At 38.7% G+C, this 23,686-nt stretch carries 21 protein-coding genes; 5 read left to right on the top strand and 16 right to left on the bottom strand.

Translation table 11 applies throughout. The annotated features are described in order from the left end of the window. Positions 1 to 37 precede the first annotated feature (37 nt). Positions 38 to 1,222, bottom strand: coding sequence for a porin (locus ACNART_RS04550; protein WP_232797549.1), 1,185 nt, complete (start codon positions 1,220 to 1,222; stop codon positions 38 to 40). A gap of 1,332 nt (positions 1,223 to 2,554) precedes the next feature. Here ACNART_RS04550 and rdgC point away from each other — a divergent pair. Then, a complete protein-coding gene (gene rdgC, locus ACNART_RS04545; RefSeq protein ID WP_416303449.1) occupies positions 2,555 to 3,463 on the top strand; it encodes a recombination-associated protein RdgC in 909 nt (302 codons plus the stop codon). A gap of 72 nt (positions 3,464 to 3,535) precedes the next feature. On the opposite strand, the gene yedF is transcribed toward rdgC, so the two are convergent. From yedF to exbB, 14 genes are all read right to left on the bottom strand, one after another. Then, a complete protein-coding gene (gene yedF, locus ACNART_RS04540) occupies positions 3,536 to 3,778 on the bottom strand; it encodes a sulfurtransferase-like selenium metabolism protein YedF (RefSeq protein ID WP_069368619.1) in 243 nt (80 codons plus the stop codon). After that, a complete protein-coding gene (gene yedE, locus ACNART_RS04535) occupies positions 3,775 to 5,001 on the bottom strand; it encodes a selenium metabolism membrane protein YedE/FdhT (RefSeq protein WP_198629928.1) in 1,227 nt (408 codons plus the stop codon). The genes yedF and yedE overlap by 4 nt, the downstream gene beginning before the upstream one ends. Before the next feature lie 208 nt (positions 5,002 to 5,209). Beyond that, a complete protein-coding gene (gene hypE, locus ACNART_RS04530) occupies positions 5,210 to 6,229 on the bottom strand; it encodes a hydrogenase expression/formation protein HypE (RefSeq protein WP_109371795.1) in 1,020 nt (339 codons plus the stop codon). Then, entirely contained in the window at positions 6,226 to 7,362 is a 1,137-nt protein-coding gene (hypD, locus tag ACNART_RS04525; protein ID WP_075674243.1) for a hydrogenase formation protein HypD, read from the bottom strand. Before hypD ends, hypE begins: the two co-directional genes overlap by 4 nt. Then, a complete protein-coding gene (gene hybG, locus ACNART_RS04520) occupies positions 7,349 to 7,615 on the bottom strand; it encodes a hydrogenase maturation factor HybG (RefSeq protein WP_006535180.1) in 267 nt (88 codons plus the stop codon). The genes hypD and hybG overlap by 14 nt, the downstream gene beginning before the upstream one ends. Further along, positions 7,606 to 8,853, bottom strand: a complete 1,248-nt coding sequence (gene hypB, locus ACNART_RS04515) for a hydrogenase nickel incorporation protein HypB (RefSeq protein WP_368927397.1) — start codon at positions 8,851 to 8,853, stop codon at positions 7,606 to 7,608. The genes hybG and hypB overlap by 10 nt, the downstream gene beginning before the upstream one ends. Before the next feature lie 62 nt (positions 8,854 to 8,915). Next, entirely contained in the window at positions 8,916 to 9,410 is a 495-nt protein-coding gene (gene hybE / locus ACNART_RS04510; protein ID WP_196532329.1) for a hydrogenase-2 assembly chaperone, read from the bottom strand. Further along, positions 9,407 to 9,895 carry a HyaD/HybD family hydrogenase maturation endopeptidase gene (locus ACNART_RS04505; protein WP_023580916.1) on the bottom strand — a complete coding sequence of 163 codons (489 nt, stop codon included), beginning with the start codon at positions 9,893 to 9,895 and terminating at the stop codon, positions 9,407 to 9,409. Before ACNART_RS04505 ends, hybE begins: the two co-directional genes overlap by 4 nt. Beyond that, entirely contained in the window at positions 9,895 to 11,598 is a 1,704-nt protein-coding gene (gene hybC / locus ACNART_RS04500) for a hydrogenase 2 large subunit (RefSeq protein ID WP_064718974.1), read from the bottom strand. Before hybC ends, ACNART_RS04505 begins: the two co-directional genes overlap by 1 nt. After that, entirely contained in the window at positions 11,595 to 12,776 is a 1,182-nt protein-coding gene (gene hybB, locus ACNART_RS04495) for a Ni/Fe-hydrogenase cytochrome b subunit (protein ID WP_368927400.1), read from the bottom strand. The genes hybC and hybB overlap by 4 nt, the downstream gene beginning before the upstream one ends. Beyond that, positions 12,763 to 13,776 carry a hydrogenase 2 operon protein HybA gene (gene hybA, locus ACNART_RS04490; protein WP_109371803.1) on the bottom strand — a complete coding sequence of 338 codons (1,014 nt, stop codon included), beginning with the start codon at positions 13,774 to 13,776 and terminating at the stop codon, positions 12,763 to 12,765. The genes hybB and hybA overlap by 14 nt, the downstream gene beginning before the upstream one ends. Continuing rightward, positions 13,773 to 14,897, bottom strand: a complete 1,125-nt coding sequence (hybO, locus tag ACNART_RS04485) for a hydrogenase 2 small subunit (RefSeq protein ID WP_109371805.1) — start codon at positions 14,895 to 14,897, stop codon at positions 13,773 to 13,775. Before hybO ends, hybA begins: the two co-directional genes overlap by 4 nt. A 1,876-nt stretch (positions 14,898 to 16,773) precedes the next feature. Next, positions 16,774 to 17,202 (bottom strand): TonB system transport protein ExbD, encoded by a 429-nt coding sequence (gene exbD, locus ACNART_RS04480; protein WP_099074169.1) that lies wholly within the window; start codon positions 17,200 to 17,202, stop codon positions 16,774 to 16,776. Between the two features lie 6 nt (positions 17,203 to 17,208). After that, entirely contained in the window at positions 17,209 to 18,219 is a 1,011-nt protein-coding gene (gene exbB, locus ACNART_RS04475; RefSeq protein WP_368927403.1) for a tonB-system energizer ExbB, read from the bottom strand. A 329-nt stretch (positions 18,220 to 18,548) separates the two neighbouring features. On the opposite strand from exbB, the gene metC reads away from it, so the two are divergent. Beyond that, the gene (metC, locus tag ACNART_RS04470; RefSeq protein ID WP_368927404.1) at positions 18,549 to 19,739 is read left to right on the top strand and encodes a cystathionine beta-lyase; all 1,191 of its coding nucleotides are present in this window, start codon (positions 18,549 to 18,551) and stop codon (positions 19,737 to 19,739) included. A 125-nt stretch (positions 19,740 to 19,864) separates the two neighbouring features. Beyond that, complete coding sequence (locus ACNART_RS04465) at positions 19,865 to 20,533, top strand: DedA family protein (protein ID WP_198619321.1); 669 nt, start codon at positions 19,865 to 19,867, stop codon at positions 20,531 to 20,533. A gap of 163 nt (positions 20,534 to 20,696) precedes the next feature. Here ACNART_RS04465 and ACNART_RS04460 read toward each other — a convergent pair whose 3' ends face one another. Then, entirely contained in the window at positions 20,697 to 21,479 is a 783-nt protein-coding gene (locus ACNART_RS04460) for a class I SAM-dependent methyltransferase (protein ID WP_198625969.1), read from the bottom strand. A 179-nt stretch (positions 21,480 to 21,658) separates the two neighbouring features. Here ACNART_RS04460 and ACNART_RS04455 point away from each other — a divergent pair, with 179 nt between their 5' ends. Both ACNART_RS04455 and dkgA read left to right on the top strand, forming a co-directional pair. Next, on the top strand, positions 21,659 to 22,816 hold the full coding sequence (locus ACNART_RS04455; RefSeq protein ID WP_198625968.1) for an iron-containing alcohol dehydrogenase: 1,158 nt from the start codon (positions 21,659 to 21,661) through the stop codon (positions 22,814 to 22,816). Between the two features lie 28 nt (positions 22,817 to 22,844). Beyond that, positions 22,845 to 23,675 (top strand): 2,5-didehydrogluconate reductase DkgA, encoded by an 831-nt coding sequence (gene dkgA / locus ACNART_RS04450; RefSeq protein WP_198619318.1) that lies wholly within the window; start codon positions 22,845 to 22,847, stop codon positions 23,673 to 23,675. The last annotated feature ends 11 nt before the right edge of the window (positions 23,676 to 23,686 follow it).

The raw sequence follows: 23,686 nt of genomic DNA, 5'->3' as shown, positions 1-23,686 counted from the left end.
TGGTTACTTCTATCAAACGGTAATGCTTTTGTCAGGACTAGAAGTACAGACGCATACCCGTTTCGAAGATATATTGTTTAGTGTCTTTATATGCTTCGTTGTCACTGCGTGCATCATCATATGCCATTTCAGCAAATAAACGTAAGTTGTTGTATTTAGATACCGCAAAACGTTTATCTACACCCACAGTATAGGTTTCTTTTTTGTAGTTGAAAGTGTTGGCATCACCATCACGCAGGTAGTAACCCGCATACATACCACTTTCAATACGATCCCAGTGCCATTTCACACCAACACCATATAAATCTGCTTTCCAGTCACCTTTAACAGAGTTCCATTTATAATCTTTTGAAACTGCATTACTTGCTAAAGTTAAACCTGAATTTTTACCACGAGATTGACCATAGTCTAAACCGATAGAAAATTCACGACCTGGGAAGAAGTATTCGGCACCAAATGCTAAGATACTGTTTTCAGGAGTTTTCCCTTGAACTGTACTCTTACTACTATGAGTCGCTTCACCTTTAGCGGCAGAGTAACCACCATCAAGCTCTAAACCGAAAGTTGATTTATAGAAACCCACTACTGAATATGCACGAGTAATATCACCAGTGGTACGAGTATTATCATCACCTGTTTTACCTGTTACAGTACCGGCTAATTTAAAGCCTTCATAACGGTTAGTTTCAATAAAGATAGTTTGTGGTAAACGGGTCATAAAGTTGTTTTTACCAACACCTTTACCATCAGCATAACCATTGCTATAACCTACGGCACGACCTAATACATCACTAAAGTAGAACACACCCGTGTTACCATAGCCGTAGCTTGATTTTTTCACCCAGTCGATTGGAATATAAGTACGACCAAACTGGATTTGACCATAATCACGATGAGAGAAACCGACATAACCCACACGGTTGTACATTTCAAAGTTTGATTTAGGGTTGTCACTGTTTGTTTTTTGAGTGTCTGAACCCCACTCTAATTTACCAAAGACTTTGATATCGTTAGTCAGTTCGTGTGAACCGAAGAAACCGATACGGCTACCATCATCCGTCATTTTCATTTCGTGATTTTGGCTGGTCACTTGTGTTTTTAAACGGAACTGACCATTTACATCAAAACGTGTACCTTTATCGTTATACACGTTTACCGCGTTTGCCGATCCAGAAAGAACCAACAAACCAACCAGTGCTGCTAGAGGCTTCAAGCTTTTCATGATTAAAATACCCATCTATCTATTTTCTATAGTTTTATGACTTTCTTTAAGGTCAAAAATAATACCGCCGTATATAGTTGACCTGAGATTCAGACAAAAGATCTCTGCCACGAATTTCGAAAAAGAAAATCGCTCTCACAATTGATAATTTTTATAGCTACTAATTATGACTCTACAAAATTTTCTTAAAGGCTTTAATTTCCTTGACACAGACGTAATCACCAATAAGACACAAAAATAATATCCTCATTATATTTAAATAAGGGCATTGCTTTTATTTCTGTCAGGAAAAGAAATAGGTCGTTGAGTTTTCGATGGCATGTTACTCAAAAAAAAGCCCAACTTTCGTGATACAGTCCACAATTACACCAATGTGTATTTTCATGGTTACATACTCAAGTGATAGGTATCACAATTAAAGGTAAAGATACGTGTTTTTTGAACTTAATCAACTTTTTAAAAATAGCACTTTTAGATTTTTCTTTTATATTTCATTTCTTTATAAGACTCTTTTTTTTGCTAATAAAAAATTTATCCCCCTATTTAATATATTTAAAAGGAAGTATTAATTTTAACCACTAAATAAATAACACTAAAGATTTAAATATTGTTATTCCTAATTAATAATTTTTTATCTTTATATTTATTTCTTATTTAAATAAAGGCAAAGTCGAATTTAAATACAATTTAACTAGTGGTAACGAGTAACATCCCATCATAAAAAGAATAATTATCTGTAAATATTCAAAAGAGAAGCACAAGAATGCTATTCAATTACAATATCTAATCAATACGTACAAGTAACAACAAAACCCAATGAAACATTACAAAATCTAAACTATAACACTGGTTAATATAAAAAGCCCAATTGTGCTCTTTTAACGATATTTGAAAAAAAAATATCAATATTTGTGATCTTAATCACTTTGTTGATTGTGAAAAATCCCCTCATACATTTTCCTTATTTTGTGATAATAATCACACAAGAGCGTCAAGAATATTTTTGTTTTGTAAATTAATGCAGAGATAAATCTGAAAGTGATTTCAGTTTGTAAACAAAAAAGAGTGTAAAAATAAAATCTTGTGATTATTGTCACATAATGGTTTGTACTAAAAATCATGCTATTTCATTATTAATATTCTTAATCAATCCAATTCAGATAAGAATAAAACTCATTATCATAGAGTAGATTTACTAATTATTCGTTTCAGCTTTTTTTATCTTTTTATTAAATAACACGGTATAGATTTTCTTTTAAAGGATATTACCTTTTAGATACCCTAAACATTCAGTATCATATTGTGGTAAATAATGATTAAGGGGAATGTCAGATGCTGTGGTTTAAAAATATTTTAATCTATCGCTTAAATAAAGGGATAGCACTGTCAATGGATGAGTTAGAACAACAGCTTGCCTCATTGGCATTCACACCTTGTAGTAGCCAAGATATGACTCGGACAGGTTGGGTTTCGCCGATGGGTGATCGCGGTGAAGCGCTTATCCATGTTGCTGGCAAACAAGTCATGATGTGTGCACGGAAAGAAGACAAAATTTTACCTGCGACAGTTATTAAACAAGCACTGCAAGACAAAGTTGAAAAACTTGAAGGTGAGCAAGGACGTAAACTGAAAAAAACAGAGAAAGCCACCTTAAAAGATGAAGTGGTGCACACTCTGCTTCCTCGTGCTTTTAGTAAATTCTCACAAACATTTATTTGGCTCGATTTAGAAAAACAACTCGTTATTATTGATTCGGGCAGTGCAAAACGCGCTGAAGATAACTTAGCCTTGCTGCGTAAGACCTTAGGTTCATTACCTGTTGTTCCTTTGAACTTCAATGAATCCGTTGAATTAAAAATGACAGAGTGGGTACGCTCTGGAGAACTCCCAGCTGGCTTTACCTTGATGGATGAAGCAGAACTAAAAGCGGTCTTAGATGAAGGTGGCGTTATTCGTTGTAAGAAACAGGAATTAGTCTCTGATGAAATTGCGACGCATATTGAAGCGGGTAAATTTGTCACCAAACTCTCTGTAGATTGGGAAGATCGCCTGCAATTTATGCTTTGTGATGATGGTTCTATCAAACGCATTAAATTCAGTGAAACTTTACGTGAGCAAAATGATGATATTGATAAAGCCGATTTTGCCCAACGTTTTGATGCCGACTTTATTTTAATGACCGGTGAACTCAGCGCTTTAATTGAACGAGTCACCGAAGTCCTAGGCGGCGAAGCAGAGTAATAATATTATTCAAGAAAACAGCCTATCATTCTCTATGTATAGGCTGTTTTTTTATTTAATGAAAAATAAAGATTATTTTTGAATTAAATAACGAATAGTTGGGCCATCTTGTTGAATATCTAACACGGTATAACCGTAGTTTTTCGCATCAAGTGGAATATTGTTGATTGATTGAGGGCAATCACTGACCACTTCTAAAATCTCGCCTTTTTTCAGTGATGGCATAGCTTCAAGCGTTGCCACCGCAGGGTAAGGACAAGGTTCACCGACCATATCTAGACGATAATCAGGAACAATGGTGTCTTTCTGGCTCATGCGATTTCCTTATTAATCTGGGTTGAAATAGAGTGTGCTTGTTGTGCTTTTTTACGAAAGAAATGTTTCTCCCACCAAAGTAGCAACACAAATGACAGACCCAACATCAGATATGTCACGCCTAATCCGCCTACAGGCCCAAAAGTATCAAGTAAATTAATTTTGTCGTAATCAGTCGCTAAGATGGCTGAAAAATCATCCCAATAATAAGCGAGTAACGTCGAACCAATCACATTGCCTAATCCAACCCACCAAAAGTGAATTTGACCTTCAACAGCGCGATACATCCAGCCAGTTTCACACCCACCAGCAAGCACAATACCGAAACCGAAGAGTAAGCCGCCAACTACGGCATTAGGACCCGCCCACATAATTTTAGGTGATGCACCTAATTGGACATAGCTAAAGATCCCAATGGCACTCACCGCCATACCGATGATAATCGCTTTTGCCATATGGGTTCTGCCTGTTATCCATAAGTCACGGAAAGCAGAAGTAAAACAGATTTGTGCACGTTCAATTAAAATACCAAAACCAATACCGCCTAGCATGGCGAAACCCAGTTTTGGTGAATCAAAGAGAATAATTAAAGACCACGCAATCATGGCAAAAAAGATAACCATTCCCAATCTAAAGCGACGTTTCGCACGTTGTTTATCTTGAGTGATAGGTGACGCTTGGCTGACTTTTTGCAGTTTTACTGGAATACGGAACAGTGGCATCAATGACAGCTTAGCACCGAAGTAGGAACCGACTGCCGTTGCAACCGCAAAGAACCAAGCATGTAAAGAGAACTGAGGAATACCCGTAAAGAAGGCAGCAAGGTTACAACCCATTGCTAAACGAGCACCAAAACCTGCGATGATCCCACCTAGAACAGCTTGAAGAATACGAATTTTATGTTGAGGATGACGAAGTTTGACGTTATTGGCCCAAAGAGCCGCCATAATGCAACCTCCAAACATCCCGATAATCATCACGCCATCAATACGCGTTAATGGCGTACCTTCAAGACCGATGATTTTAAAATAACCCCATTCTTCAGGATGAGCACCGAACCATTGCATAACGTGACCACCCCAGCGGGTAAACTCACCAGTGACAGCCCAGAAAGTGCCGGTTAAACCAAAGTAATAAGTTGATAAGATACCTGCCGCGATAACTGCTGGAAGAGGCTTCCAAAAACGGATCAGGTATTGAGATTTAAATTCTGACCAAGACATGTTTTTTCCTAGAACTAACCTCTACGAGAGACACTCTCCACGCAGTAGGATGAGGCGAACATGTTACTCCAATAATTTTTTTATCAAAGAGTCAGTATTCAGATAAATGAGAGAAATTTGCGTTATAACAATTTTTTGTAACAAGTGGGTAACTTATCCCACTTATAAATTCAGTGAACATTTCCATTTATAAGTGGGGAATAAGTGTTTAGCAGATACGAGGTAAAGGCTCGTTATAAGGTAGGTCGAGGATACGACTAGTACCGAAAATGCCTGTTAAACGAATATAATTATCCGTTGTGACTTCGCCAATCGTGCAAGCGTCTTTGCCTAAAGCATGTTGATGCAGTGCTTCAAGTACTTGTGCTTCCGCTTCAGGTGAAACCACTAAAACAATTTTTCCTTCGTTAGCGAAATTAAGCGCTTCAAGTCCTAATAATTCGCATACACCACGAACGGATTGTTTCATAGGTAATTTGCTTTCATGCACGTTCATGCCACAACCGCTGGCTTGAGCAAACTCATGCAAAATCGCTGTCACACCGCCTCGAGTTGCATCACGTAATGCTTTAATTCCTTCGATTTGGCGTAAAGGGGCAATCATTGGCTCAAGAACCGCGCAGTCACTTTGCAGATCCGCTTCAAGCCCTAAATTTTCACGAAGATTCAGGATTGTTGCACCATGATCGCCAATAGTGCCACTCACTAAGATCTTATCGCCTGCTTTAATGTTTGATGCAGCCCAATGAATTTTGGTTGGGATCACACCAATACCCGCGGTGTTAATAAAAATCTTATCCGCAGCACCACGAGGAACCACTTTCGTATCACCCGTAACAATTTGAATGCCCGCTTGTTGCGCGGCTTTTGCCATTGCCATCACAAGGGTTTCTAGGGTTTCAAAAGGAAGTCCTTCTTCCAAAATAAAACCACATGAAAGGTAACGAGGAACTGCACCACCAACAGAAAGATCGTTAGCCGTCCCGCAGACCGATAATTTACCAATGTTTCCACCAGGGAAAATAATGGGATCGATGACATAGCTATCTGTACTAAAAGCAAGACGATCGCCCAGTGTGGTTAACTCATTTAAGGCGATCCGCGCTTGATCTTCTTTTTCATTTAATAATGGATTATCGAACGCTTTTAAAAATAGTCCTTCGATAAGTTGCTGCATACCTTGCCCGCCGTTTCCTTGGGCTAAGGTGATTTCATCAGGTTGTTTCATATATTACCTTCACGGCGATACTGATAATAAGCCGCACATGCACCTTCAGATGATACCATCAAGGCACCCAATGCCGTTTCTGGTGTACAACTTTTACCAAAGAGTGGGCAATCGGAAGGTTTGCATCGTCCTGTTAATACATCGCCACAGCGAGATTGCGGATTATCAGCCACTTTCTGCGGGGCGGGAGTAAAACGTAATTCAGCATCAAACTCAGAATAAGCAGGTGTTAATTGAATACCTGACATTGGGATTTCACCCAATCCACGCCATTCACTGGTTTCTTTTAACATAAACACTTCGCTAAGTGCTTTTTGAGCCAACTTATTACCTTCATTCGGTACAATGCGACTATATTGGTTTTCAATACTTAAAACATAATCTGTATTTTCTGCTTTTGCTTTAAGTTGTTTAATGACCATCAGTATAGCTTGTAATAAGTCTAATGGTTCAAATCCTGTCACGACAAAAGGCTTTTCAAATTCGTCACATAGCGGTTGATATGGCGTACAGCCAATCACCATACTCACATGCCCTGGAGCAATAAAGCCGTCAATGCGAACATCATCTTGTTCTAGTAGACAACGTAAAGTAGGCACGATAGTAATATGCTGACAAAACAGAGAGAAATTTTTGAGTCCACGCAATTTCGCTTGTTGTAGCGTCATTGCAGTACTTGGCATCGTAGTTTCAAAACCTAAACCAAAAAAGACGACTTGTTTATCTGGGTTATCTTGTGCAATTTTGAGGGAATCGAGCGGTGAATAGACAATACGAATATCACTGCCACGACGACGCGCATCCAGCATTGAGCCATTACGTCCCGGTACTCGCATTGCATCACCAAAAGTACAGAAAATGACATCAGGACGGGCTGCAATTTCTAAACAAGCATCAATTCGCCCCATCGGTAATACACAAACAGGACAACCTGGTCCATGAACAAATTCAATTTCTTCTGGTAATAAGCGATCTAGACCAAATTTAAAAATGGCATGTGTATGCCCACCACACACTTCCATAATTTGTAATGGCCGTTTAATAGGATGAGGCCATTGTGAAATAGTTTCACGGATTTGGGCTAGTAAGGCTTTCGCAAGTTCGGGATCACGAAATTCATCAACGTACTGCATCATCAGCCTCTTCGAGGGTCACACCATAGACATGCTGTAATGCATCAAGGGTATCTTGTGCTTCTTGCTCATCAAGAATACTCATGGCAAATCCCACATGAATAAGTACCCATTTGCCTAATAATTCACTAGGTTCGCCTTCACATACCATCGAAATATTAACAGCACGTTTGACGCCACTGACTTCGGCATAAGCGAGTTGGTGGACGTCTTCGCCCACCTCAACAATCTTAGCTGGAACACCTAAGCACATAAACGACTCTCCAACCAAGCTAACCACTCTTCCATGCCTTCACCCGTTGTTGCTGATAACGCAATGATTTCGATATTTGGGTTAACACGGCGAGCGGATTCAATACAGGCTTGAACATCAATATTCAGATGTGGCACTAAATCAATTTTGTTGATAATCATTAAATCAGCCGCAGCAAACATATGCGGGTATTTCAGTGGTTTATCTTCACCTTCAGTGACAGAAAGAATCGCAACTTTATGCTTTTCACCCAGATCAAAACTGGCAGGACAAACTAAGTTACCCACGTTTTCAATAAAGAGAACGCTGTTATCTTGTAAACCTAATTGATGTGTCGCATCATGCACCATTTGTGCATCAAGGTGACAACCTTTTCCTGTATTCACTTGGATCGCTGGCACACCAGTTTCACGGATGCGATCCGCATCATTAGTGGTTTGCTGATCGCCTTCGATCACCGCGCAAGGCATCCGTTGTGCTAACTGTTTTAATGTTTGTGTTAATAGCGTTGTTTTACCGGAGCCTGGGCTTGAAACTAAGTTTAATGCCAATACATTTTGTTGTTCAAAATGTTCACGGTTATGAACAGCAATGCGGTTATTTTTATCCAGCACATCCATTTCAATTTTCAGCATACGCTTTTGGCTAATACCGGGAGCATGTGTTCCCGCTTCACCTTGGCCATAATGCATATTCTGATTTTCAATCACAGGGCTAAATTGCTCTTCGTGCTCATGTTCGTGATCGTGGTCATGATCATGTGCATGATCGTGGCTGTGAGAATGATGATGTGAATGCTCATGGTTATAATCATGAGAATGATCGTGACTGTGAGCATGGTCATGATTGTGTGAATGATCATGCTCATGATGATCGTCATGTCCATGATGATGTTCATGGAAAACAGGCGCTTCGTTTAGCTGTGCATCGTTATGAAAATGGAGATGAACATCACCACTGTTATGGTAATAGTGGTGATGAACGATGATAGGCTGACCATGTGTTTCGTAGTTATGTTTATGCTTTTGTTCAGACTTATCAATATATTTATGAACAGTATTCGCTGGAGTAGCATTGTGTTCATGATGATGATCATGCCCGTGATGGCCGTGATCATGATGATGACCGTGGTCGTGATGATCATGGTCATGAGAGTGATGATGGTGGTGCTCATGTGAATGAGGCTCTACGCCTTCAATTCTGACATTGCCTTCGCCACAACCGCAAGTGCTACACATATTCTGACTCCTGTACTATTCAATAAGAAGAATGTGACTCTGTGTCGCGTAAAATTTCTACACTATGATCTTAACTGACCACGGAAGAGAGAACGACGACTTAAATCAACTTCTGCTACGGATTGTGTCTGAACAGGAAGAGAAAGTGCCATTTTTACACTATTTTCCACCAACTCAACAGCATGTTCCCCTGAAAGGTGTCTATCAAGTGGCGACATTAATGAACACGCGAGATATTGCATATCACCAGCAAGCTCACCCACAACGAATTTAATCTGACCACAAGGCAATTCTAACCCAATGCGATCGCCTACTTTTCGATGTGGCCATTCTTGTGAAGGCCCTGGGAAAACGACAAGCTCTAGCATCCAAGGAGTAAGAACAGCTCCAATCCACTGGTTTTCAAATAAGGTAAAGCCCCCTGCTTTTACAGGAATACCTTCTCGATAAAAAGGAAGCCCTTTCATCTCTTTTTCAGCAATTTCACTAAAACGCGCTTCAAGTTGCTCAACAGGCGGTTCATCGTATCCTACGATATCCCAGCTTATTTCACTCATGCTGTTACCTCTTTGGGTGTGACAGGAATACCATATTCACGCAAAATATTGACGACATGTTCCAACGCAATTTCCATTGATTTTTGACCAATGTCAGACAGTGACATGCTTGGCTCTAATGACGCAGGTTCAATACCCACTAAAATAAGCTTGCGTGGAAATTCATCTGTCATACGCAATGCCATAAGCACATCAGATAAGCCTAACTGATGAGGCGAGATCTTCTGCGTAAAAAGTGCGGGAACATCATCATCATGTAACACAAAAATACTGCCAGGTTCATGATTGCTTCTTACCGCATCGGCAACAATCAGGAGATCTCTTGCAGCGATATCTTGCAAAATTTCCATACCTGATGTGCCACCATCAATAACATCGACGTTCTCTGGTAAAGAGAAGCGCTCTTCGAGCGCTTCTACTATACGAACACCAATGCCTTCATCGCTTAGTAATAAATTACCAATACCTAAGACGAGAGTTCGCATTATAATACCTTCACCTTACTTAGTTCTTTACCTGTTAAATCAACCATATGCACAGCACACGCCATACATGGGTCAAAGGAGTGGATCGTTCTTACCACTTCTAATGGTTTTTTCGGATCAGCAACAGGTGTACCAACAAGTGATAACTCATAAGGACCTGGCTCATCATTAAAGTTACGAGGACCCGCATTCCATGTTGATGGAACAACCGCCTGATAGTTAGTGATTTTACCGTCTTTAAACACGATCCAGTGAGATAACATACCGCGAGAGGCTTCTTCAAACCCCACACCTCGGTACTCTTTACCTGGTTCAAACTCTGGTTTAATAAAGGCAGCAGTATCGCCACGACCAATATTATCAACCAGTGATTGCCACAAGAAGTTTAGAGAATCTTGTAACACACACGCATGAACAGTACGTCCAATAATGCGTCCCCAAGTTGACTCTAACTGCTCATTAACCAGCGTTTCACCCGTTAATTTAGTGTATATCCCATTGATTTCATTATAGTGTTTAACAGTTCCTTCATGCTTACCTGCTAAACCACATACTAACCATGCTAACGTACCCACTTCGACAGGTTTGCCATAGAATGTAGGTGATTTAACCCATGAGTATTTTTCGTTCTCATCCCAACCTGTATATTTAGGACGAGTCAAACCTTCCCACGGTTTTAATGGTTCATCATCTTCATACCATGCGTGTTTACCACTTTCTTCGATACCGTCTTTCAGGTTTTCATCTTTCCAGTCTTTAATTGGACGATACGTTGAGAAATCAACGCCTTCCATATAACCACCAGACAATAAAAACTCAGTGTTATTACCGTTAATAGGTAATTCAGGTACAGATAAATAGTAGTTCGCGCCTTTACCTATTTTTAGCCACTCTGGGTAATAAGCAGCAAAAATCGCAGTATCTACTTTATAAACTTGTTCAATAAAATCGCCAAGATTATCGATAAAGTGCTTCACATACATCAGACGTTCTAAGTTAAGAACACTTGGTGCATCAAGGTTAATTGGGTTAGCAACCCCCCCTACTGCCAAGTTTTGAATGTGTGGTGTTTTACCACCCAGAACCGCTACGATACGGTTAGCATCACGCTGACATTCAAGTGCTTGCAGATAGTGAGCAACAGCAATCAGGTTAACTTCTGGTGGTAATTTCATGGCTGAGTGACCCCAGTAGCCATTAGCGAAAATACCTAACTGACCGCTGTCAACCAGACCTTGAATTTTCTTCTGAACCTTTCTGAATTCTTCAGCAGAGTTCAATTGCCACTGAGAAACACCTTTTAGCATCGCTGACGCTTTTTCAGGATCGGCTTGTAACGCTGAAGTAATATCAACCCAGTCCATCGCAGAAAGCTGATAGAAGTGGACGATATGGTCATGAAGAATATGCGAAGCCAAAATAATGTTACGGATATACTGCGCATTGACAGGAATATCCATACCTAAGGCATCTTCAACAGCACGTACTGAGGCAATTGCGTGAACTGTCGTACAAACCCCACAAATACGTTGCACGATAATCCATGCATCACGAGGATCGCTTCCTTTTAGGATCTCCTCCATTCCGCGCCACATGGTACCGGAAGACCAAGCCTTAACAACTTTTCCGTTATCAATTTCACAATCGACGCGTAAATGCCCTTCAATACGGGTAATAGGATCAATAGTAATGCGTTGGCTCATGATTTAACCTCAGCCTTTTTTAATTGTATATTTGAGTCTGTTTGTGCAGGTAAAACCGGCAGTAAACGGATAATAAGAATGTAAGCTGTTACTTCAAATGCAACGAAACCAATAGAAATCAGCAATTCACTTGCTGTTGGGAAATAGTGGTAACCATTGCCTGGATTGTAAGCAACTAAAGAGTAGTTCATACGCCACATTGCTGCGCCAATTAAGATAAATACAGCGCAGACAAACAACATTTTTGGACTACGGCGGTTATTATTTAAATGCATCAAAATAAGAGGAAGTAACAATAATGCACTTTCAACAATGAATAACCACGAGAACATATCCCCATTTCCGATATAACTCAGTTTACCGTTCCAAATAATTTCGCCCCAGCGACAGACCAAGAAAGCAATCAGTAATACTTCAATCACTTTGGTTAACTTGGTAAATAGCGGTGTTTCATCATCGTTCATGGTGCGGCTTGCCTTTAACAGCGAACCTTCAAAAATAACGATAGTGAAACCAAGGAGAAAGGCTGTTAACAGAGAAAACAGCGGTAACATCTCATAAGATTGCCACAGTGGATGTACTTTCCAACCCGCTGAAATCATTAATGATCCCATTGAAGATTGGTGCATGGTTGGCAGTAAAGCACCAAGACCAATAATAAAGAACATCGCTTTATTAAGGCGTTTCAACGACACTTTCCAACCTAAACGTTCTAATAACGCAGGTAAGAATTCTAATGCCATCACCATAATATAGATGGTCATACAGGTCGCTGTTTCAAACAACACTGAGTTAACGTTGAAGTATTGCGGCATAAAGAAGTGAGGCATGTTCCAATAACGACCGATATCAATGGCGATAGATAAACCACCTAATGAATAGCCGAACAAGCTCGCTAACAATGCAGGTCGCACTAATGGGTGAAATTCCCCTTTATTAAAGACATAAACAGCCCATGCAAGTGCCCAACCACCACATGCAAAGCCCGTCCCTATCAATAAGTCAAAGGCAATCCAAATACCCCAAGGATATCCCCCATTCAGATCAGAGACATCGCCCAGACCTAATACCAAACGCTTACCAATAAGAATAAAACCGAGCACAGCAAGCGGTAAAAATACTCTTACTGCTAGAGTAAATAACTTACCGCCAAGTGGACGAGGATCATGACTCGACATCGTTATCCTCCTTGTGGTGTTCCTGCTCTTGTTTTTTACTATTACGGTTAACCAAATAGGTGATCCCTGCAAGGGCTGCTATTGGTAATACCATGCCTTTGTAAAGCGTATGTTGAATATGTTCAGAACGCGCACCCGTTGATAATGGTGCCACTTCTGGCATTCCTAAATTTTCGAAAGGAACAGCAGAAAGTACCATGACTTGCGTACCGCCACCTTCAAACTCACCATAGATATGATCTTGATATTCAGGAATTTTATGTAAATAAGTATCGCCACCACTAATGGTTTGACGTGGGTAATGATACTCTTCACCCGCTTTTTTCGCTAAACGACGTTTTGCTTCTTCCAACAACTCTTCGCGTGTACCGAAAATAACCGCGCCAGTAGGACAAACTTCAACACAGCCTGGTAATAAGCCTTTATCTAAGCGCTCAACCCCTTTTTGGTTACAAAGCTCACATTTATAGAGCTTACCAAATGGATCATCATAATCGTATTTTGGAATGTTATAAGGGCATCCCACCATACAATAACGACAACCTGTACAGATATCCGCGTGATAATGGACAATACCGGTTTTTGGATCTTTGGTTAACGCAGAAACAGGACAAACAGAAACGCAGTTTGCATCAACACAATGCATACATTGTTTCTTAATAAAGGCATAACCGTTTTCCAGTTGATCTTTATTTTCACCAGTACCATCACGCCAAATTTGAATAATGTTATTTGTGTAAGGACTTAATTTGTCATTGTTTGACCAAATCGGATCACCATTAGCGTAAGTATCACCACGCTCCATTGGCTCCGGGTGATTAATTTCCTGACATTTTGTGACACATGCTTGACAGCCTACACACAGTGTAGAGTCGTAGAGCATACCGAGAGACCCAGGAATTGGGGGACGGTTCTGCGCCGCAGCATGACTCGCAGTGGGTGCCATTCCCGCAAGGAGAACCCCACCTGATGCCAGCTTAAAGAAATGACGCCTATTCACCGTTTATCCTCCTGTGAGGCTCCTGTGGCATTCTTGTCACGGCCTAATTGACGCACAGCCATCACACTGACACCCGCAACTGCACCCACGACAGCACCCAGTAAGCCAGCAGCACCATAAGAGACACCACCACCTTCTTTTGCATTAACATCAGGTACTTGTGCTTTTGGTGTTGGCTGATAAACGTTCGCTAATTGGAAAATACCTTTAGTAAAGCCGATACCTTCTTCGTTACAGCCATAGCAAGGGTGACCGATACCGACAGGCCAGATCCCACCACCGACATCGCAGAATTCTAATGTTGGGCAGTTACCATAGGTTTCAGGGCCTTTACAACCTAAATGGTATAAACACCAGCCTTGACGATGACCTTCATCACCAAATTCTTTAGCAAAACGACCCGCATCAAAATGAGGGCGACGTTCACAGTTTTCGTGAATTAAACGCTCATAAGCAAAAAGCGGTCTGTTTTTGCTATCTAACTTAGGCAATTTGTTGAAAGTAATAATATGTGCAACAGTTGCTAAGAAGTTATGTGGGTTTGGTGGACACCCTGGAATATTGATAACGGTTTTACCTGGTAAAATTGCTTCCAGTGATTTAGCGCCTGTTGGGTTACCCCCAGTAGCAGGTACACCACCCCATGCAGAACATGAACCAATAGCAATAATCGCAGCAGCCCCTTCAGCGGCTTCTTTGATATGCTCAAGAATTGGTTTTCCTGCAACCATACAGTAAACACCGCCATCTTTGTCTGGGATTGAACCGTCAACAACGAGGACGTACTTACCTTTGTATTTCTCCATCGCATTGTGTTTATTTTCTTCAGCCTGTTCACCAAAGGCCGAAGAAAGCACTTCGTGATATTCGAGTGCAATAACATCAAGAACGAGGTTTTCCAGAGTCGGGTGAGTTGCACGTAATAAAGACTCCGTACACCCTGTACACTCCTGAGCGCCAATCCAAATAACGGGTGGACGTTCAGATGATGCCATTGCATCTGACATTTCTGCGGCAGCTTTGCCGCTTAATCCCATGGTAGCTGACAACGCAGCACACAATTTCATAAAATCGCGTCGGTTAATACCATGATGGGAAAAAACATTATTCCCCAAGGCCATATATCTCTCCTGATATGATGATTTTTAATTGGAATAATTTTAAAACACCGCCTTTTTAACACTACGACACAATAATGACTTGATCATTATCAAGCGATAATTCATTAAAAAATAAATTACGCTTTTATGTGAGTAAAAACGTTTCAGCAATATAAGGTTTAATGTCTATTTTTTATATATTTCGTCATTTTAAATTTATTTAAACTCTATTTAATAATGATAATTTAAATAGAAATAATTCTCATTATCTCAACAAATAAGATGAAGATATTTTTAAAATCAATATTAATCAACGAGATACAAAAAAGACAAAAAACATTCAAATTATAAGACAATATATTTAAAATAATACAAATTTAATAATCCATTATTCCTATATTCCAATAAGAATTATTAAAAATAAGTTTCAATATATTATTTAATTATAATGATGACTCTTGTTTTCATAATATCAACCTTTATATTACATCATAAGTAATGTTAAAAATTGCATTTCATAAACAAGAAATGATTACATTAATATATTTAATTTCAGCTTATTTTCATTACCTATTTAGCTAATCTTCTTTCGTTATTAATTTTTAATCACCATAATTACGTTTATTTAATAGACAAAAGTTAACCTGTTTTTCTTATCGTTTTTCATATAGTTATAAGTATATACATTTTTGGAATAAGAATTTCCTTTAGTATAAAATCGCTATAAAATTAAATACATATCAATATGGACATCATCAAAAAGATAAGATCATTAATAATTACTAATTAGTACACAACAGCAATAGTTTCATTAAGTTATTTTATAACATATCGAATTTATAACGAAATTAACGTAAATAAAATTTCATGTTAAATCCCTGTTATTTTTGTGGATAAAAAAAATACAATTTATCGATAAATAATCCCTAAATAGAGCTGATTTCTTTTTTTTGTGAGAATAGATAAAAGAAGTGGTCATAAATCTAAAAAATTGAAATATGCTTTGTTAACTGTTTGTAGTATTCAGTACGACAAGTGCTTGTGAAAATCAGCAGGTAATGAGGTGTATGCCCTCTAAAGTGATGAGAAAGACAGGACAGGTAAAATAATGATAAAAGCAAAACCCCAGTTGATAAAAAAAAATAAAAAGCCATAACACCGAAATGTTATGGCTTCTAAATTTATTAAAATAATAAAATGCTATGTGTAGTTCTCTGCCTTTCACGTTTTATTTTACTCACTGCTTATCAAAGATAAGTAGTGGTTTGAATAAGTAAATAAAATCTACTTACCAGAAATTGGAATGACTGAAAACAACGGTCTACCTGGTGCAATAAAAAAATAAGTACCCAAATACGGATAACTTAGATAATAAATAAATTAGGCGTTATAACACGTTACAAAATATTTCAATTTGTAACGTGAGTGCATTATATCCAATAAGATTTTTTGCGCAAGTTTTTTTACACTTAAATCAAATTTGCATAAAGACATTATAAATCACAAGGTTATAGATATATTTAACTTTAAAATGTCGAGCTAAACAAATCTAAAAATGAAAAAAAATGAAGAGTTAATGAATATTAATGTTATAGGAGTTCAAATAATGATATCTACTTAGCATTAATTGATTCAGCCCGCTATTACTCAATAAACTTAATTAATCGTTTACTCATAAACTTAATCTACTTATTATTAATCTTATTTAACACTAAAGTTAAATTTTATTCTAACTCAATTTTATTAATAATATCGATAACCATTAAAAGTGGTAAAAATATAAACGCGATTTCTTCTATACAATAAAAAAGCACTTTATTCATCATTTCACAACGACAAATAAAGTGCTTTTAAAATAGCGTAATAATACTTAAATAAATAGCTTATTTGCTAAAATTTAACCACCCGTAGAGACGGTTTCCATTCCCACTAGTCCAACTTTGAGATAACCCGCTTTTCTTAGCGAATCCATTGCAGACATTAACGTTTCATAATCAACCGTTTTATCAGCTTGGAAAAAGATTGTTGTCTCTTTGTTGGCTTGTGTCATGGTATCTAACACACTCGCCATCGTTTCATGTGTGACCATCTCTTCACCAATGAAAATTTGTTTATCCGACTTAATCGTTAAATAAACCGGTTTTTCAGGGCGAGGCTGTGGTTTAGCACTTGAAGCGGGTAAATTTACTTTTATATCAACAGTAGCTAAAGGTGCAGCCACCATAAAGATAATGAGTAGAACCAACATGACATCAATAAAAGGCGTCACATTGATATCATGCAATTCATTATCATCACCTGAATCATCACCAAGACGCATTGCCATAATTTATTACCTTGCTTTGCTGTTTTCGATATCTAAATCACGGCTGACTAATGTCACCACACCTGTTGCGATATCACCAATTTCACCACGATAACCTGCGATCATTCGAGCAAAAATGTTATAGATAATAACCGCTGGAATCGCCGCAATCAGACCAATCGCGGTTGCTAATAGCGCTTCTGCAATACCTGGTGCAACAACAGCAAGATTTGTCGTTTGAGAATGTGCAATACCGATGAAGCTATTCATGATCCCCCAAACCGTACCGAAAAGGCCGATAAAAGGAGAAATTGCACCGATTGTGGCTAAGTAACCATTACCGCGGCCTAATTCACGAATAATTGCTGCAACGCGACGTTCCATACGCATTTCAACACGCTCTTTAATGCCTGATGCCACTTTACTTTCTTGAGAGTAAGTACGCTCTAATTCTGCATCATTAAAGAAATCAGCGGTTGCGCTCTTATTGCCAAATTTTTTGCTAATCGCTAACGCATCGTTAAGTGATTTAGCTTCAACTAACTGAGCCGTCTCCTTTCTTAAGCGACGACGCAGTGAGATCAAGTAACTTCCTTTCGCGAAAAACAGTGCCCAAGTAACAATAGAGGCTAACAATAAGCCAATCATGACACTTTTAACGACTAAGTCTGCATTACGGTACATGCCCATTACAGATAAATCTTCAGCGAATCCACCACCAGCAACCATTTCAGGTTGTACTTCTGATGGTGTATTTTCTGTCGCTGAAGGTACATTTTCTGAATTCTCAGCCGTTGTTACAGGTGTATTTTCACCTTCAGGCTTAGTGGTTTCAGTACCTACTGCTTTCACTTCATTACCCGTTGTAGAGGTCGTTGAAGCAGTAGCAGTTGTTGGTGTAGCTGTTCCCGGTGTAGAAGCTGTTGAAGAAACGGCAGCAGTAGTTGGCTGTTCAGTTGGTGTGGCAGGAGTCGTATCCGCAAAAGCAGAGCCTGTCAGACCGATTGCCAATAGAATAGAAGCTGTCAAATTACGCATCAGTTGGCCTTTTACTCTCTTTTTTATCTATTTATTTATTCAGTAATGAAGCTTTTTCTTCACTACTTACCCAAAATCGTTCGCTTACAATCATCCTGTTTGCCATCAGGAAAGAGAAAACGCTCAAATGATATCAAACATGAAGCATTTTGATAGTAATTATCATTACTATTTGGCTATTTTTTTTTCATTTGTCGATTTTTAAGACAAATTATCGTTCTTTCACGTAACGTGAAATTTTATCAACTACCCTGCAAGCCTTTTGTACTTATCCAAAAAATGAATTAACTTGAGGTAAACACACCATCAATTAAAAGAAGGTATTAAGGATGACGCTAAAAAAACAAGAAACCTCACTCCTCCTTTCTGGTCGAGCTAAAAAATATTCCCTAGGCGCAGTAAACCCAATTATACAACGAACATCATCCGTTATTTTTGATTCCGTTGCACAAAAACGTGAAGCAACGAAAAAACGAGCGGAAGGTACCCTTTTTTATGGACGTCGAGGTACAACCACACATTTTGCCTTACAAGAAGCTTTAACTGAATTAGAGCAAGGTGCAGGTTGCGCATTATTTCCTTCAGGTGCAGCTGCGATTACGCAATCTATACTCGCATTTATTGAGCAAGGTGCTCATATTCTTGTTACAGGCTCTGCCTACGATCCAACTCAAAATTTTTGTGATCAGATCTTACGTAAATTCTCAGTGACAACGACTTATTTTGATCCTTTAATCGGCAAAGAGATCAGCCAATTGCTACTTCCTGAAACAAAAATCGTTTTTCTTGAATCTCCAGGATCAATCACGATGGAAATTCAAGATCTACAAGGAATAGTCAATTCAGTGCGCCAATATAACCCTGAAATCATTATTATGATTGATAACACTTGGGCGGCGGGATTACTGCTTAAACCACTAACATTGGGTGCTGATATTTCAATCCAATCTGCCACAAAATATATTAATGGTCACTCTGATGGCATGTTAGGTTTTGCTGTAGCTAATGAACGTTGCTGGGCGCAGTTACGTGAAAATACCTATTTATTAGGTCAATGTGTTGATCCTGATACTGCTTATATGACAGCAAGAGGATTAAGAACATTACCCGTCAGGATGAAACAACACGAACAAAGTGCATTAGAAGTCGCTCGCTGGTTAAAACAACATCCTTTAGTTGATAATGTTTATCACCCTGCTTTAGTTTCTTGCCCAGGACATGAATATTTCCAACGTGATTTCTCCGGTAGCAATGGGTTATTCTCTTTTAGTTTAAAGAAAATCCTAACCACTGAAGAATTTGTACTTTTCTTGGATAACTTCTCATTATTTAAGATGGCATTTTCATGGGGAGGATTTGAATCTTTAATTTTGGGTTATCAACCTAATGATATTAAAGCGATGCGCCAATATGAAACTCAGCCAACATTTACAGGAACACTATTTCGCATTCATATTGGATTAGAAAATGTAGATGACCTTATTGAAGATCTAGAACAAGCCTTTTTACGTATTTCTTAATAAAGAATGAATTTTTTATTAAAAAAAATCTATCCCTGTGGTTCCACAGGGATTAAATCAAACTGTTCTCTTTATTTTGCGTTAGAATAGCGAACATAAAGTCCTTTTTTAATGCGAGTTCGCTAATGGGTACATTAAAAGAGATCATTCACGCACTAATGCAACACGATTATATGGTGTTAGCTAATCCAAATGTGCTGTGGGTTATCTATATTGTTCTTTTTGTTATTATTATGCTGGAAAACGGGGTATTACCCGCCGCATTTTTACCAGGAGATACACTGCTTATTCTTTGCGGTGCCTTAATTGCAAAAGGTGTTTTACACTTTTTCCCAACTATCATTATATTAGGCGCTGCCGCGAGTATTGGGAGTTGGCTCGGCTTTTTGCAAGGCCGTTGGCTAAGTGATACAAAAGTAGTTAAACGTTGGATGGCTCAATTACCAGAGCAATATCATCATAAGGCAAATGATCTCTTCCATCGCCAAGGCTTATATGCACTATTACTGGGTCGTTTTATTGGATTCGTGCGTACATTATTACCTACTCTGGCTGGCTTATCAGAATTACAACAACGTCGTTTTCAAATATTTAACTGGTTAAGTGGCTTCTTATGGGTGGGGATTATTGTTTCTTTAGGCTATGTGCTAAATCTTATTCCCTTTATTCAAAAGCATGAAACCTTAGTCATGAATATTTTGATGACATTACCTGTATTACTCTTAAGTGCAGGTTTAATTGGATCGATTGTGATGTATATTCGCCATCGTAAAAATAGCACCAGTAATAAGTAATTAAAAAAAACGCCATTATATTAATCATCATAATGGCGTTTTTTAATCATCTAATACCTCAAAAGTTCAGTTGTTCATTTTCCTATCTCCTATCTTATTAATATCTTAGTAAAAATCCGTTGATATTTATCACCGTCATCTTTTTACCTTAATCTATTTGTCGTTAAAGCTTAATGGCTTTTGACGCAAGAAACGTTGGAATATAACTATCAACGAGAAAGCGAGCATGAGGAGCAAAATCCTCAACAAAATCTTGTAATAAGAAACCCGCTTTTAGCTGCCCACCAATAAGGTCAGTTAAAGAATGACCAAATACAAGTCCATCACCTCTTGCGACTTTTTCTTGCAGAATATCCGAAGGTAGTGAACCTTGATCGCTATAGGGTAATCGGTAAGTCGGTCTTATTAATCCCTGTGAGCGCAATTGCGGATCTCTATCATCAATAAAAACAACAGGATTATAAAAACTCGCCATAAGTACACCGCCTTTTTTCAAAACACGGTAGCACTCTTGCCAAACGGGATTAACATCCGCTACATATAAGTTTGAGATAGGGTGAAAAATAATATCAAAACTTTCATCAGCAAATGCAGTTAAATCCGCCATATCACCTTGTACTGTAACCAAATCTAACTGATGCTTTTGTGCCAATTGATGGTCTTTGCTTAATTGGCCTTCTGATAAATCAAATACCGTCACAATGCCACCAGCAGCAGCTAAAATAGGCGCTTGTTGCCCACCAGCAGAAGCTAAGCAGAGTATTTTTTTACCTTTAATATCTGCTAACCACTCTTTTTTAACCGGATTAGGTGTTAAATGGACTTTCCAGTTTCCTTGTTTTGCAGCGATAATTTCTTCGTCGCTAACAGGTTTAGACCACTGATTTTCCATTGTGGCTTGTTTATCCCAATGTTCTTGGTTTAATGTTAAATAATGACTTTCCATATCACTCCTTATAAATTAGCTACAATTTGAATTGTTGTAGTCATTAAGAAAATAATTCATCTCTTATTTCTACAACCTTACAGTTATAGTTATGTCATGCTATTTCGTCTAGACACAGTGAAAAACTTTTTCCTGATTAATTGTCATATTGCAGAACATCAAATCAAGGTGGATACAAAATGCAAAACTTTACTTATTACTCCCCCACTCGCCTTCATTTTGGTCAAGGGCAAATAGAAAAACTACGTTCTGAAATCGGAAAAAATGAAAGAATTTTGCTGACTTATGGCGGTGGCAGTATTAAACGCAACGGCGTTTTAGATCAAATCTATACGGCTCTTCCTGGTTATCAAATTCATGAATTTAGTGGTATTGAACCCAATCCCTCTTATGAAACACTGATGAAAGCCGTTTCTTACGCCCGATATCATGGTATTACACACCTATTGGCTGTCGGCGGTGGATCGGTTATTGATGGCACCAAATTTATTGCAGCCGCGATACCTTATCAAGGTGAACCTTGGGAAATCGTAACCAGTCGCGGTAAAGTGGTCGAAAAAGCCATTCCTCTAAGTTGTGTATTAACACTTCCAGCAACAGGAACAGAAACCAACAGTTTTTCCGTGATCAGTAAAAAACAGACAATGGATAAACAAAGCTTCGCCTCTCCTTATGTTTATCCTCATTGCGCGATTTTAGATCCAACAACCACTTATTCTTTACCACCAAGACAAACAGCAAACGGCGTTGTTGACGCTTTTATTCATATATTAGAGCAATATCTCACTTATCCTGTGAATGCTCGTGTACAAGATGAGTATGCAGAAGGTCTTTTACGGATTTTGATTGATCAAGGACCAAAAGCGCTGGCATCACCTACAGACTATGATATCCGTGCTAATATAATGTGGACAGCATCACAAGCCCTTAATGGTATCCTTGGTGTTGGTGTTCCTCAAGATTGGGCTACACATGCATTAGGCCACGAACTCACGGCATTACACGGGCTTGATCATGCACAAACTCTCGCCATCGTTTTACCTGCCCTATTAAATGAAAAACGGCAGGCTAAATATGAGAAGTTAATCCAATATGCACAAAAAGTTTGGGGTATAAACCAAGGTTCTGACGCTTTTAAAATTGAAACTGCGATTAATGAAACTCGAAAATTCTTTGAATTAATGGGACTTAGAACTCGACTGGCTGATTTCAAAATTACTGAAGAAGATATTCCAGCTTTAGTGCGAAAATTGGAAGAGCATGGACAAACCGCACTAGGCGAGCATCAAGATATCACATTAGAAGTCAGTCAACGCATTTATACAGCAGCACTCTAAGTACCTTAATGCGACTTTGGAGACAGAAATGGATAAACCTAAACTGATCAAATTATCTGATGGAAATGCCATCCCACAACTGGGGCTGGGTGTTTGGCAAGCAGATAATCATCAAGTTGTTAACGCTATTCATCACGCACTTGATACAGGCTATCGCCTTTTTGATACTGCGGCAATTTATCATAATGAAGAAGGTGTGGGTAAAGCGCTAAAACAGATTACGGTTCCTCGTGATGAACTCTTTATCACAACAAAATTATGGAACAACGATCAAACGCATGCTCGTGGTGCTGTCTTAGAAAGTCTCCAGCGTTTGCAACTTGATTATATTGATCTCTATTTAATGCATTGGCCTGCCCCCTCACGCGAACTTTATGTTGAAGCGTGGAAACAGATGATTATTTTGCAAAAAGAAGGCTTGGTAAAAAGTATTGGTGTTTGTAATTTTAAAGAAGAACATCTTGAACGTATCATTACTGAAACAGGTGTAACCCCTGTTATTAATCAGATTGAAATTCACCCTTTAATGCAACAAGCACCATTAAGAGCATGGAACACAACGCATAATATTGTGACCGAATCTTGGAGCCCTTTAGCACAGGGTGGTGAAGGTGTTTTTAACCAACCCATCATTCAAAAACTTGCCGAAAAATATCATAAAACCCCAGCACAAATTGTCTTACGTTGGCATCTAGATAGTGGGCTTGTGGTGATCCCTAAATCTGTCACACCTTCTCGCATAGAAGAAAACTTCCATATTTTTGATTTTAAATTGGAGAAAGAGGAAGTTGCAGAAATGGCAGCACTTGATCAGAAAAAACGTTTAGGTCCTGATCCTGATATTTTTGTTGATATATAATTTTTTGTCCT

This window comes from Proteus sp. LHD240705, assembly GCF_047921555.1.
Classification (GTDB): domain Bacteria; phylum Pseudomonadota; class Gammaproteobacteria; order Enterobacterales; family Enterobacteriaceae; genus Proteus.
The sequence above is the reverse complement of the archived record's forward strand: the minus strand, read 5'-3'. Positions and strand labels throughout refer to the sequence as shown.